General features: G+C 58.3%; 11 protein-coding genes and 1 pseudogene. 6 read left to right on the forward strand and 6 right to left on the reverse strand.

The window, feature by feature from the left end; all coding sequences use genetic code 11:
* Positions 1 to 204 precede the first annotated feature (204 nt).
* Complete coding sequence (locus tag SSARUM_RS12695; protein ID WP_033634701.1) at positions 205 to 2,511, forward strand: FdhF/YdeP family oxidoreductase; 2,307 nt, start codon at positions 205 to 207, stop codon at positions 2,509 to 2,511.
* 15 nt (positions 2,512 to 2,526) lie between these two features.
* On the opposite strand, the gene SSARUM_RS12700 is transcribed toward SSARUM_RS12695, so the two are convergent.
* Entirely contained in the window at positions 2,527 to 3,381 is an 855-nt protein-coding gene (locus SSARUM_RS12700) for a LysR family transcriptional regulator (RefSeq protein ID WP_033648464.1), read from the reverse strand.
* 99 nt (positions 3,382 to 3,480) lie between these two features.
* On the opposite strand from SSARUM_RS12700, the gene gloA reads away from it, so the two are divergent.
* A complete protein-coding gene (gloA, locus tag SSARUM_RS12705; protein ID WP_004930603.1) occupies positions 3,481 to 4,008 on the forward strand; it encodes a lactoylglutathione lyase in 528 nt (175 codons plus the stop codon).
* Between the two features lie 187 nt (positions 4,009 to 4,195).
* Positions 4,196 to 6,130 carry an exoribonuclease II gene (locus SSARUM_RS12710; RefSeq protein ID WP_039565908.1) on the forward strand — a complete coding sequence of 645 codons (1,935 nt, stop codon included), beginning with the start codon at positions 4,196 to 4,198 and terminating at the stop codon, positions 6,128 to 6,130.
* A 75-nt stretch (positions 6,131 to 6,205) separates the two neighbouring features.
* On the opposite strand, the gene SSARUM_RS12715 is transcribed toward SSARUM_RS12710, so the two are convergent.
* Together SSARUM_RS12715 and SSARUM_RS12720 are read right to left on the reverse strand one after the other, a co-directional pair.
* Positions 6,206 to 7,516, reverse strand: coding sequence for an MFS transporter (locus tag SSARUM_RS12715; protein WP_049212557.1), 1,311 nt, complete (start codon positions 7,514 to 7,516; stop codon positions 6,206 to 6,208).
* A 30-nt stretch (positions 7,517 to 7,546) separates the two neighbouring features.
* Entirely contained in the window at positions 7,547 to 8,710 is a 1,164-nt protein-coding gene (locus tag SSARUM_RS12720; protein WP_033648468.1) for a M20 aminoacylase family protein, read from the reverse strand.
* 385 nt (positions 8,711 to 9,095) lie between these two features.
* On the opposite strand from SSARUM_RS12720, the gene SSARUM_RS12725 reads away from it, so the two are divergent.
* From SSARUM_RS12725 to SSARUM_RS12735, 3 genes are all read left to right on the forward strand, one after another.
* The gene (locus tag SSARUM_RS12725; RefSeq protein WP_033653036.1) at positions 9,096 to 11,162 is read left to right on the forward strand and encodes a carbon starvation CstA family protein; all 2,067 of its coding nucleotides are present in this window, start codon (positions 9,096 to 9,098) and stop codon (positions 11,160 to 11,162) included.
* A gap of 504 nt (positions 11,163 to 11,666) precedes the next feature.
* Positions 11,667 to 12,278, forward strand: a complete 612-nt coding sequence (locus tag SSARUM_RS12730; RefSeq protein ID WP_043147540.1) for a hypothetical protein — start codon at positions 11,667 to 11,669, stop codon at positions 12,276 to 12,278.
* On the forward strand, positions 12,275 to 12,739 hold the full coding sequence (locus SSARUM_RS12735) for a surface-adhesin E family protein (RefSeq protein WP_049233105.1): 465 nt from the start codon (positions 12,275 to 12,277) through the stop codon (positions 12,737 to 12,739). The genes SSARUM_RS12730 and SSARUM_RS12735 overlap by 4 nt, the downstream gene beginning before the upstream one ends.
* Before the next feature lie 63 nt (positions 12,740 to 12,802).
* On the opposite strand, the pseudogene SSARUM_RS24670 reads toward SSARUM_RS12735, so the two are convergent.
* From SSARUM_RS24670 to SSARUM_RS12745, 3 genes and pseudogenes are all read right to left on the reverse strand, one after another.
* Positions 12,803 to 12,979, reverse strand: a pseudogene (locus tag SSARUM_RS24670) (VENN motif pre-toxin domain-containing protein); the annotation flags it as partial.
* A 57-nt stretch (positions 12,980 to 13,036) separates the two neighbouring features.
* The gene (locus SSARUM_RS12740) at positions 13,037 to 13,393 is read right to left on the reverse strand and encodes an immunity 8 family protein (RefSeq protein ID WP_071883814.1); all 357 of its coding nucleotides are present in this window, start codon (positions 13,391 to 13,393) and stop codon (positions 13,037 to 13,039) included.
* Positions 13,393 to 13,623, reverse strand: coding sequence for a hypothetical protein (locus SSARUM_RS12745; protein ID WP_223181994.1), 231 nt, complete (start codon positions 13,621 to 13,623; stop codon positions 13,393 to 13,395). Before SSARUM_RS12745 ends, SSARUM_RS12740 begins: the two co-directional genes overlap by 1 nt.
* Positions 13,624 to 13,721: the final 98 nt, after the last annotated feature.

Consider the following 13,721-nt stretch of genomic DNA (forward strand, 5'->3'; position numbering starts at 1 on the left):
CGAAACCATTACTCTTTTGCAGCGGGTGTCTTTATGCAACCATTTGTTTACGGCACTGCCCGCCGGCGATAGATGCGCTCTATGCCGCCATTGCCCCATTCGATTAGACGCCACCCCGCAGCGCCCCTAAACTTGTGACATAAATACGCAAGACGCATAAAAAAGCGTTTACTTTTTAGCTACAACCACCTGCGAAGTGTCACCATGAAATTCAAACCGTCAATCAAGCCTTATACCGGCCCGGCGGGCGGCTGGGGTTCGCTTGAAGCCACCACCCGCTTTGTCCTCGACAGTAAACAAACGCTAAAAAACATGCGCAACCTGATGCGCGTCAACAAGGCTCGCGGCTTCGACTGCCCCGGTTGCGCCTGGGGCGACGACAACCACAGCACCTTCAGCTTCTGCGAAAACGGCGCCAAAGCGGTCAGTTGGGAAGCGACGCGCAGCGCCGTGGAGCCTGAGTTCTTCGCCGCCCACAGCGTCAGCACGCTGCAGCAGCAGAGCGACTATTTCCTCGAGTATCAGGGTCGCCTCACCCATCCGATGCGCTACAACGCCGAAACCGACCACTATGAGCCTATCCATTGGCCGGATGCGCTGGCGCTGATCGCCAAGCACATCAACGGCATGGACAACCCGAACCAGATCGAGCTGTATACTTCGGGCCGCGCCAGCAACGAAGCGTCGTACCTTTATCAGCTGTTCGGCCGCATGCTCGGCACCAGCAATTTCCCCGACTGTTCCAATATGTGCCACGAGGCGAGCGGCGTTGGGCTGAAGCAGAGCATCGGCGTCGGCAAAGGCACCATCCGCATCGATGACTTCGAAAAGGCCGATGCCATCTTCGTGTTCGGTCAAAACCCCGGCACCAACCACCCGCGCATGCTGCACAGCCTGAAAAACGCCGCCCGACGCGGCGCGCGCATCGTCAGCTTCAACACCCTGCGCGAACGTGGGCTGGAAAGGTTCGCCGATCCGCAGGATCCGGTACAGATGCTGACGCCAAAATCCTCGCCGATCAGCTCTTCCTATTACCAACCGAATCTGGGCGGTGATATGGCGGCGGTGCGCGGCATGGTGAAAGCCCTGCTGGAAACCCACCGCCAGCGTCTGGCCGCCGGCGAGCCCGCCCTGTTCGACCTGGCGTTTATCGAACGGCACAGCGTTGGCGTAGAGGCTTATCTGGCGCAGGTGGACGCCACCGAGTGGCAAACCATTACCGCGCAGTCGGGCCTTAGCGAGGCGCAGTTGCGCCAGGCGGCGGCCACCTATCAGGGCGCCGAACGGGTGATCTGCACCTGGGCGATGGGCGTGACGCAGCATAAACACTCCATTGCTACGGTGCGCGAAATCACCAACCTGCAGCTGCTGTTCGGGCAACTGGGCAAACCGGGCGCCGGCCTGTGCCCGGTACGCGGCCACAGCAACGTCCAGGGTAACCGCACCATGGGGATCGACGAGAAGTCGCCCAAAGCGCTGCTCGACAGCCTGGAGCGCCACTTTAACTTTACCGCCAACCGCGCGCTGGGCCACAACACGGTGGAAGCGATCGAAGCGATGCTGCGCGGCGAAGTGAAAGTGCTGATCGCGCTGGGCGGCAACCTGGCCGCCGCGGCGCCGGACACCGAGCGCACCGCCCGCGCCCTGCGCAACTGCGATTTGACGGTGCATATCAGCACCAAGCTTAACCGCAGCCACCTGGTGACCGGCAAAGACGCGCTGATCCTGCCGACGCTCGGCCGCACCGAACTGGATATGCAGGCCAGCGGCTCGCAGTACATTACGGTCGAGGATTCGTTCAGCATGGTGCACGCCTCGGAAGGCATCGGCAAACCGCTGGCGGAGACCCAACGTTCGGAGACGGCGATCGTCTGCGGCATCGCCGACGCGGTGCTGGGCACCCAGCAGTTGGACTGGCTGGAACTGGCCGACGACTACTCGCTGATCCGCGATCATATCGCCGCCACCATTCCCGGCTTTGAGGATTTCAACCGGCGCTGCGACCAGCCCGGCGGTTTCTACCTGGGCAATGCCGCCGCCGAACTGCGCTTCGCCACGCCAAGCGGCAAGGCAGAATTCAGCGCCGCCGCGCTGCCGACCACCCTGTTCCCGCAGCTGGGCGGCGAGCAAGCGCCGTTTACCCTGCAGACGCTGCGCTCACACGATCAGTACAACACCACCATCTATGGTCTGGATGACCGTTATCGCGGCGTTTACGGCCAACGCGAAGTGTTGTTCATCCATCCGGAGGATCTGGCGGCGCTGGGCCTGCAGGATGGCGAACGGGTAGAGATTGAAACCCTGTGGAACGATGGCGTGGTGCGTAAAGTGGACGGGTTCAAGCTGGTGAGTTACGACATTCCGCGTGGCAACCTGGCGGCCTACTACCCGGAAACCAACCCGCTGGTGCCGCTGGCCAGCTTCGGCGACGGTACCGGCACGCCGACTTCGAAGTCGATTCCGGTGGTGATCCGCCGCAGCGAACAGCAACCTTCGCTGCGCATCGCCTGAAAACGCGCGCCCGGTTCACCCCGGGCGCGCCAATATCGCCAGGATGGTCTGCAACTCGTCGGACAGCTGATGCCGTCGCCAGACGAAGTACAGGTCGCTCACCCCCTCCTCACCCATTTCCACCACCTTCAGCCCCGGCGCCGGCAAGATCAGCGGCAGCAACGAACCGGGTACGCAGGCGACGCCACAACCGGCCTGCACGCAGGCCGCCATCGCGGCATAAGACTCCATTTCCAGCGTCATGCGCGGTTTCAGCCCGCGCGAGGCCAGCCAGTGATCGACCTTCAGGCGAAACGAACATTCGCGGCTGAAGGTGTAAAACTCCAGCGGCGCCAGCGTGGCGGCGTCGGGTTCCCCGGCATCGGCCGGCATCAGCAATACCAGCCGTTCGTCGAATGCCTTTTGGCTGGCCAGCAGCGGATGTTCTATCGGGCCGTCGGTGATCGCCAGATCGAGATCGCTGTCGATCAACATGCGTTCCAGCACCAGCGAGTCGCGGCTCAGCACGTTGATGTGCAGATGAGGCTGTAAACGGCGCAGCCGGGCAATGCGCGCCGGCAAATGGCTGACCAGCGAGAAATCCAGCGCCCCGAGGTTCAGCAGCCCATGTTGGTGCTCGCCGGCGAACAGCTGCTTGCTGCGCTCCGCCTGCGCCACAATGTCGCGCGCCTGCTGGTAGAACAGCCGCCCTTTGGGATTGACGTATAGCCGGTTCTTGTCGCGGAAAAACAGCTCGCCGCCCAGCGACTCCTCCAGCTCGCGCAGCCGCAGCGTGACGTTGGAAGGCACGCAGTGCAGCTCGCGCGCGGCGGCGGCGATGGTTTTATGTTCCACCACGGTGCAGAAAAACTTCAGCTGGCTCAGCTTCATCTATCATTCACTTTTAGTTAGTGTTTTAGTTAAAAACAATCACTTTAGATTAGCATCGATTTCACCTACAGTCTGCCGACACCCTGAGGAGGATCTCTGATGCCACTGAATGACCTACTGACGCTGCCCGGCGTGGCGGCCCAACCGGATGCGGTAACCGACGGTTACGTGTTCAACCACACCATGATCCGCGTGAAGGATCTGACCAAGGCGCTGGATTTCTACACCCGCGTGCTGGGCTTTACCCCGGTTTATCTGGAAACGTTCGAAGAAGCCGCCTTCACCATCTGCTACCTGACGCGCAGCCCGCGTGAACAGATCCCGCAGGACGACGACGAGCGCAAACGCTGGGCGCTGAGCCAGCCGGGCATTCTCGAGCTGACCCATAACCACGGCACCGAAAATCAGGCGGATTTCCACTATCACAACGGCAACGGCGAGCCGCGCGGCTTTGGCCACCTGTGCGTCACGGTGCCGGACGTGCGCGCCGCCTGCGAGCGGTTTGAGCGCCTCGGCGTCACCTTCCAGAAACGCCTGCATGAAGGCCGCATGAACTACGTGGCGTTCATTCGCGATCCGGACGATTACTGGATTGAAATCCTGCAGCCGACGCCGCTGCAAGACTGACGGTCACCCGCCCTCCACCCCGGCCCTCGCGCCGGGGTTTTTCATCGATAGCGTTTCGATTGACCAATCTTGCGCAAAATCGCGCGGCAACGCGGGGTTCAGTGACGTTAGGCTTGCTCGCAGCGGGTGATTCGCGTAAAACTGTCAGCCGCAAATCTTGCCACTCACAACCCATTCACTGGACGATATGTTTCAAGATAACCCGCTGCTGGCGCAGCTTAAACAGCAACTTCACTCTCAAACCCCGCGCGTTGAAGGCGTCGTGAAAGGGACTGAGAAAGGCTTTGGCTTTCTTGAAGTAGACGGTCAAAAAAGTTACTTCATTCCGCCGCCGTACATGAAGAAAGTCATGCACGGGGATCGCATTATCGCCACCCTGCACACCGAGAAAGAGCGCGAAATCGCCGAGCCGGAAACCCTGGTCGAGCCGTTCCTGTCGCGCTTTGTCGGCCGCGTGCAAAAGCGCGACGACCGTCTGTCCATCGTGCCCGATCATCCGTTGCTGAAAGAGGCGATTCCGTGCCGCCCGGTGCGTGAGTTGACCCACAACTTCCAGGCCGGCGACTGGGCGGTGGCGGAAATGCGCCGTCATCCGCTGAAAGGCGATCGCGGCTTCAACGCCGATCTGACCCAGTTTATCACCGACGGTGAAGACCATTTCGCCCCGTGGTGGGTGACGCTGGCGCGTCACAACCTGGAAAAAGAGGCGCCGGAGATGCTGGCTCTCAGCGAACCGGCCGCCGCGTCGGCGCGTGAAGATCTGACCGCGCTCGAATTCGTTACCATCGACAGCGCCAGCACCGAAGACATGGACGATGCGCTGTACGTGACCGACAACGGTGACGGTTCGCTGCAGTTGACCATCGCCATCGCCGATCCGACCGCCTACGTCGAACAAGGCAGCAAGCTGGACGATATCGCCCGCGTGCGCGCCTTCACCAACTACCTGCCTGGCTTCAACATCCCGATGTTGCCGCGCGATCTGTCGGACAACCTGTGCTCGCTGCGCCCTAACGAGCGCCGTCAGGTGCTGGCTTGCCGCGTGACCATCGCCGCCGACGGCGCGCTGGGCGAAGATATTCAGTTCTTCGCCGCCGAGATCGAATCCAAAGCCAAACTGGTGTACGACGAAGTGTCCGACTGGCTGGAAGGCATTGCCGGCTGGCAGCCGCCGAGCGACGCCATCGCACAGCAGGTAGCCCTGCTGAAACGCGTTTGCGACGCGCGCAACGCCTGGCGCCACCAACATGCGCTGGTGTTTAAAGATCGCCCGGACTACCGCTTCGTGCTGGGTGAAAAAGGCGACGTGCTGGAGATCGTTACCGAGCAGCGCCGCAGCGCTAACCGCATCGTTGAAGAGTGCATGATCGCCGCCAACGTCTGCGCCGCCATCGTGCTGCGCGATCGCCTGGGCTTCGGCGTGTACAACGTGCACACCGGTTTCGATCCTGCGCTGGTCGAGCAAGCGGTCACCGTATTGCAGGCCAACGGCGTGGAAGCCGAAGCCGACAAGCTGCTGACCCTCGACGGTTTCTGCGAACTGCGCCGCCACCTGGACGCGCAGCCGACCCAATTCCTCGACAGCCGCATCCGCCGCTTCCAGACCTTCGCGGAGATCAGCACCACGCCGGGGCCACACTTCGGTCTGGGGCTGGAGGCTTACGCCACCTGGACATCACCGATCCGTAAGTACGGCGATATGGTCAACCATCGCCTGCTGAAGGCGATCATCAACCAGCAGCCGGCGGAAAAACCGCAGGATGACGTGACGGTACAGCTGGCGGAGCGCCGCCGCCTCAACCGCATGGCGGAGCGCGACGTTGGCGACTGGCTGTACGCTCGCTTCCTGCAGGACAAGGCCGGTACCGATACCCGCTTCAACGCCGAGATCATCGACGTGACCCGCGGCGGCCTGCGCGTGCGCCTGCTGGACAACGGCGCGGTTGCCTTCATTCCGGCGCCGTTTATTCACGCGGTGCGCGACGAAATGCAGTGCAGCCAGGAAACCGGCACCGTGCAGATCAAGGGTGAAGTGGTTTACCGCCAGAGCGACACCTTGCAGGTCACCATCGCCGAAGTGCGCATGGAAACCCGCAGCGTGATCGCCCGCCCTGCGGCCTGAACGCCAACCTGAAACGGTAGCAGCGCCAAACGCCGACGGTGAAAACCGCCGGCGTTTTTTTTCGCCTCATTCCGGCTAGCGCAGCGGCTCGCCGCCGGTTTCGCGCAGCAGCGGCAGCACCGCCAGCGAAGCCAGCGTCGCCAGCATCAAATAGACGGCGGGCGCCAGCAGCGAGCCGCTCAGCGCGATCGACTGCGAGGCGATGTACTGGGCAAAACCGCCGAAGATCGCCACCCCGAGGCTGTAGACCAACGCAAACCCCAAAGCGCGAATGCGCTGCGGGAACAGCTCCGAAATCATCAGCATGGTCGGCACCGAACCGAGCGTGGTCAACCCGACCAGCAGCGCGACAATCAGCAACAGCACCGCCGGATGCGGCACCGCGCTCAGCCACCAAAACGCCGGCAGGGCCACGATCAGAATCGCGATCCGCGACCAACGGATCAGCGGCAGGCGGCCGTAACGATCGCACCAGTGCCCGACCAGCAGGCTGCCGCCGAAGGTGACAAGCCCCGCCAGCAGCATCGCGGCATAGCCGTAGGCCTGCGCCATCCCCAAGTATTTCACCGCGTAGGTGCCGAGATAATACATCGAGATGTAAGTGGCGACGGTGGCGCCGATGGTCAGCATCACGCCGAGCACCACCGCCCGCGAGTGCTTGCGCAACTGCGCGGGTGGCTCGTGCGCCCGCGGCACCGACGGCCGATCGCTCTCCAGCCCTAGACGCAGCCAGCAACCGAGCGGCGCCAGCGCCACGCCGATAAAGAAAGGAATACGCCATCCCCACTCGGCCATGGCGTTCGGCTCGCCGGAAAGCACCGGCAAGGCCGCGCTGAGCGCCAGCGCGGTGACGCCGCCAACCACGGTGGCGATGCCCTGCGTCGCCAACGACCAGCTGGAATAGAAGCCGCGCCGGTTGGGCGGCGCCGACTCCACCAGCAACGACATCGACGCCCCTACCTCGCCGCCCGCCGCCACGCCCTGGATCAGGCGCGCCGCTACCAAGGTGACGGTTCCCCAGTAGCCGGCGCTGGCGTAGGTCGGCGCAAAGCCGATCATCGCCGTGCCCAGGCTCATCAAGGAAATCGTCAGGATCATCGCCGGTTTGCGGCCGCAGCGATCGGCATAGGCGCCAATCAGAATGCCGCCCAGCGGCCGCATGAAGAAGCTGACGCCAAACGTCGCGAACGCCAACAGCAATGCCAAATGCGGATCGCTGGACGGTGGAAAGAACAATACGCTGATGTAAATAACGAAGAAGTTATAAATACCGAAGTCGAAAAACTCCAGCGCATTACCGAAAGAGGCGGCGAATATGATCTTTTTGCCGCTGGCGTTCGGAGCCGATATTATTGCCGTTTGAGTTTCAGCCGTATTTTCACTCATCATTATCTTCCCTGTTATTATTTTTCGCGTTTATTTTAAATACGCTTCCGCCAACGCTGCCCAATAATGGCTGCCGGCCGCCAGACAGCCGTCGTTAAAGTCATATCCCGGGTTATGCACCATGCAGCTGCCTTCGCCATCGCCGTTGCCGATGATCAGGTAACAGCCCTGCGGGTGCGCATCGAGCATGAAGGCGAAATCTTCGCTGCCCATCAGCGGCCGGGCGCCATAGTGCGCGCGAGCGGCGCCGAACTGCTGCTGTGCCACGCGGTGGGCGAAACGGGTTATCCCTTCGTCGTTGACCAGCACCGGCGTGCCGTTAACGTGTTCCACCACCGCGTGAGCGCCGAAGCTTGCCGCCTGCGCCTCGATCAGCGCCGGAATGCGCGCCAGCAAGGTTGCGCGCGCCTGGCGATCCAGCGAGCGCACGCTGAGCTTCATCTCCGCGCTGTCCGGGATCACGTTGGCCGCCTCACCGGCCTTGATGCTGCCGACGGTGATCACCGCCGCTTCCAGCGGATCGATATTGCGCGAGACGATGCTCTGCAGGGAAACGGTGATATGCGAGGCCACCAGCACCGGATCGATCGTCAGCTGCGGGATGGCGCCGTGGCCGCCACGCCCCTGCACCCGCACGTTGAACTGATCCATCGAGGCCATAAACGGGCCGTGCTGGAAGAAGAACTCACCGAGCGGCATGCCCGGCATGTTGTGCATGGCGAAGATGGCGTCGCAGGGGAAGCGCTCGAACAGCCCCTGTTCCACCATGCGCGCGCCGCCGTTCAGCATCTCTTCCGCCGGTTGGAAAATCAGGTGCAGCGTGCCGTTGAAGTTGCGCGTATGCGCCAGGTAACGGGCGGCGCCGAGCAGCATGGTGGTATGGCCGTCATGGCCGCAGGCGTGCATGCGGTTGGCCACGCTGCTGCTCCAGGGTTTGCCGGTGTTCTCCTCGATCGGCAAGGCATCCATATCGGCGCGCAGCCCGAGGCTTTTCACGCCGTCGCCCGCCCGCAGCGTGCCCACCACGCCGGTGCCCGCCAATCCGCGGTGCACCTCATAACCCCACGAACTCAGATAATCCGCGACCAGATCGCTGGTGCGAAACTCTTCGAAACCCAATTCGGGGTGCTGATGAATATCGTGCCGAATAGCCGTGAGCTGCGGTAAATACCCTTCGATGATTTTATTTATCATAATTACATTCCTTTCGTGATTTTATTATTTATTTGGTGAATGAATAAACCTGAGGGTGAAAATAAAGGTATAACACGGCATGAATAATTTTATTTCGGCTCGCCTCGACAGATAAAATAATAATCCGCCAGACGCCGTATCCAGATAAAAAACGACAATGATTCGCTGTACGCGCCGCGAAAATGCAGAATGAATAACTGCCCGGGATTCTGTGGGCGGCAGCCTGCGCCAACGCTGTTTCATCACTTTGTTTTTACACTAAAACCCCACCTGCTTCACATTTCTCATCCGACCTGCCGCGGTTCAGCGGCAAAACTTCTACTGTTAAAACGTCATTCCAAATAACAACGTCGATTTTTACCTCTGTACGCCAAGGAGTTGTTTCATGAAAAACATCAGGTCCGGACTTATCTGGCTGCTGGTGGCGTTGGTCGGCGCCTTCGCCTTCGCCATGCTGGCGCTCAGCCGCGGCGAACACGTCAACGCCGTCTGGCTGGTGGTCGCCGCCGTCGCCTGCTACAGCATCGCCTACCGCTTCTATAGCCGGTTCATTGCCGACAAGGTCTTTGAGCTGGACGACCGCCGTCTGACCCCGGCCGAACGCCGCAACGACGGCCTGGACTATGTGCCCACCAACAAATGGGTGCTGTTCGGCCACCACTTCGCCGCCATCGCCGGCGCCGGGCCGCTGGTGGGGCCGATTCTGGCCGCGCAGATGGGCTTCCTGCCGGGGACCATCTGGATCCTGGTCGGCGTCATGCTGGCCGGCGCGGTGCAGGATTTCCTGGTGCTGTTCATTTCCACGCGCCGCGACGGGCGTTCGCTGGGGGAAATGGCCAAGCAAGAGTTGGGCGCCTTCGCCGGGGTGATCACCATGCTCGGCGCGCTGGGGGTGATGATCATCATCCTGTCGGCGCTGGCGCTGGTGGTGGTAAAAGCGCTGGCCGACAGCCCGTGGGGGCTGTTCACCATCGCCGCCACCATCCCGATCGCGCTGTTCATGGGCATCTACATGCGTTTTATCCGGCCGGGCAAAATCGCTGAAATTTCGGTGATCGGCTTCGTGCTGATGCTGCTGGCGATCATTTACGGCGGCAACGTGGCGCAAGATCCCTACTGGGGGCCGTTCTTCACGCTGCACGGCACCACCCTGACCTGGGTGCTGGTGATCTACGGCTTCGTCGCTTCGGTGCTGCCGGTGTGGCTGCTGCTGGCGCCGCGCGACTACCTTTCCACCTTTATGAAAATCGGCGTCATCATCGGCCTGGCCATCGGCATCGTCTTCGCCATGCCGGAGATGAAAATGCCGGCGGTCTCGCGCTTCATCGACGGCAGCGGCCCGGTGTTCGCCGGCGCCCTGTTCCCGTTCCTGTTCATCACCATCGCCTGCGGCGCCATTTCCGGCTTCCACGCGCTGGTCTCCAGCGGCACCACGCCCAAGCTGGTGGAGCGCGAAAGCCACATTCGCTTTATCGGTTACGGCGCCATGTTGATGGAGTCTTTCGTCGCCATCATGGCGCTGATCTGCGCCTCGGTGCTGGATCCGGGGGTTTACTTCGCCATGAACTCACCGGCGGCGCTAATAGGCACCACGGTGGAAAATGCTTCGCAGGTCATCAACAGCTGGGGCTTTATCGTCACGCCGGAAACGCTGGCGCTGATCGCCAAAGAGGTGGGTGAGAACTCCATCCTGTCGCGCGCCGGCGGCGCCCCGACCTTCGCCGTGGGCATGGCACACATCATCAGCGAGGTGTTCAACAGCCGGGCGATGATGGCCTTCTGGTACCACTTCGCCATTCTGTTCGAAGCGCTGTTCATTCTGACCGCCGTCGACGCCGGCACCCGCGCCTGCCGCTTTATGGTGCAGGATCTGGTGGGCGTGGCGGTGCCGCAGCTGGCCAACAACCGTTCGTGGTTCGGCAACCTGGCGGGCACCACGGTGGCGGTGGCCGGCTGGGGCTTCTTCGTGTATCAGGGCGTGGTCGATCCGCTCGGCGGCATCAATACCCTGTGGCCGCTGTTCGGCATCGGCAACCAGATGCTGGCGTCAATGGCGCTGATCCTCGGCACCGTGGTGCTGTTCAAAATGAAAAAACAGCGTTACGCCTGGGTCACCATTCTGCCGACCGCCTGGCTGTTCGTCACCTCCATGACCGCCGGCTGGCAGAAGATCTTCCATGAGAAACCGAGCATCGGCTTCCTGGCGCAGGCGAAGAAATTTTCCACCGGCATCGAGCAAGGCACGATCATTGCGCCGGCCAAATCGCTGAAAGACATGGAAACCATCGTATTCAGCAACCAAATCAACGCCGCGCTGTGCGGGTTCTTTATGCTGGTGGCGGTGACCATGCTGATCGCCGCCTTCTTCGCGATCCGCCGGGCGTTGCGCTCCGAACAGCCGACGACGCATGAGGTCAGCGCCGCGCTGCGGGAGGAGACCGGCCGCGGCTGAGTCTCGCCGTTAGGAGAAACGGCCGGCCTCTTGAGCAGTGCACTGCTTAAGGGGTTGGGCCGTTACCGCGCCGGTGGGCAATATTGCGTTTACGGCGGCATCCGCCTCCGCCTCACCGATCAACGGACTGCTGCAGCTGTTTTATTTCTTGCCTGCCTAGGCTATTTCTATTTTTTGCTTTCGCTCAGTTGCGTATGGCACGACTGGCACCCGGCCATGCCGTTCGCCTGACGCTAGACCACAACGTGCAGTAAAGACACGAGATAGGAGGTAGGAGATAGGAGATAGGAGATAGGAGATAGGAGATAGGAGATAGGAGATAGGAGATAGGAGATAGGAGATTTTCAGGGACTACTCGGGAACATACATACCAGAAGCTTCGGTGCAATGGGCATTTACCGAAGTGCAAAGAAACTGAAGTATCACAAGGGTATCATTGCTGATCTTCCATTATCGTTATGTTATATTTCAGATTGTTTTAAAACGTAACATAAGGAAATGATTATGAAAAAGAGACATATGGCATGCTTGCTCTATATATTGATGGGAATTGCAGAATACGCAAACGCTAACTCAACAATTCAAGCACTCGCAAACTGCGATGCATCATTTTTTAAAGAAATACAGAATGATGGGAATTTAAAGTCGCTCATCCCTTCGTTAGATATATCCATGTTAAAAACCACCGGAAAATTATCGTTCCCGACCACATTTACATCCCCGGAAGGCATTGAGGTTAATAGTTTTATTGTTACTTATACCGACTTTGATAAATACAAAGAAATTAGCACATTTGATGTGAAAGGCCAATTCTACTATTGGGGATTTGAGTCCCTTCAATCCTTTAATGAGATTGTGAAAATTCTATCCCAGAAAATCAACCTAGTTAAAATTGGAAATATTTACACCTACAACCCAATGATACGAAACACCGTTGATGGCCAATGGATGGCTAATAACTCAGCCGTTGACGGTGTAGCACCAGAAGAGAACTCAGCAGAAAAATTGTTTATAATAGAAGACAATAAAGAGAAAGGTGTTGTGAGTATCATGTGTACATTACAAGGGAAAATTACTGACAAAGACTTATATCTTACTGGGTTATTGAAAAAATGAAAAAATACAACCAATTGATCATCACACTCTTAGGTTTCGCACTCATATCAGGTTGTAGCAGCGAAAAATCAAAAGACACATCTCCACCACCAGGGTATACCAAATTATTCCAGGGAAGCGACTCGATTACCTACCTGAAGAAAATGGACTCGTGGCATTACCAGGGCAATAGCGACATTATTCAATTTGAGATGATTATTTCATTCTTTAAAGAGGATACGGTAGTTGGTAAAAAGTTTCAATCCATAAAAGAAAAAATACTTTATGATTGCAATACCGAAAATAAGTACACAAAACTCCCCATTGGCTTCTTCTCTGACAAATATGCAACGGGAAAAGCGATTGTTCCCTACCCACTCAGTTCGAGCAGGTGGCTTATCGCAGAAAATAACAGTCTTGACGCTATTGGATGGCAAAATTATTGCGTGAAATATAAGAAGGCCATCGACGCACAAAGTTGACAATCCACTTTAATAAAAGAGGCTTATTTCGAGCCTCTTTTATGACATATATCAAACACACTAATCCTTCTCCTTGTTGAATATCGGGCTGATGCTGCCGTCGTTGGCATGTTCGGTATCCCGGTTTAGCTGCGCCACATCCTGTTGCTGTTTGTCGGTGTCACGGACTATCAGCGTTCCCTCACTGACCCCGGCTTTTGTCGTACCCTCGGCGTGCCCGCTGTTGTTGGCACCCGACAAGGTGCCGCCGGCAGTTACACATAAAAGCAACTACCCCAGCCAAGGACAGGCAACTACTTACGGATGGTAAGGCTGGTAATCTTCGAATTCCCAAGCAAAAACACGAGAGAGTTTCTGAGCAATCTCCATCCAGTCATCGCCTTCACATTGATCGATGTAATCGGTGATGGTTTTGGTTATCTCATCCAAATCGTATTTACGTACCAGCAACGTGTGACGCATCAGTTCCGGCAGCCAGTGGTGCTTGCAGAGCCATTCAGGGGTGCAGATAAAAACATCAAAATGATTGATTCCCTCCTCCCCTACTGGCCCTATACATAAATGAGCTAAAAATTGAAAACAATCATTCTGCTCAGGTTGATAGCTTGATAAATCAAACCAATCACAGCCAATACTTCTTAGAGATGCCTTCATTATTTTCCACCCAAAATGTTTAAGTGACCGTTACCAATCTTATCCATTTTTCCTGTTTCAATATTCTTTGTATAACTTTCAAAGTTGGCCTGAGTTCCTGTTGGATTTAACGAACCTGGAGTATTTGGCTTTTCTTTTGGCGAACGGTAAATTCTGGTTCCATCGGCACTTACTAACCCTGTACCATCACTCGTTGGTCGTGCCCCTTCCCCAACCCAAATTTTACCCAAGCAATCGGCTTCTTCTTTGCTGCCTGAGCCAATTAGGAGGCGCTGATACCCGCCGTGTTGGTGGCGCCTTGTGCTGCACCTCTGTCTCCCGGCTGCAA

It is taken from the genome of Serratia sarumanii (assembly GCF_029962605.1).
GTDB classification, from domain to species: Bacteria; Pseudomonadota; Gammaproteobacteria; order Enterobacterales; family Enterobacteriaceae; genus Serratia; species Serratia sarumanii.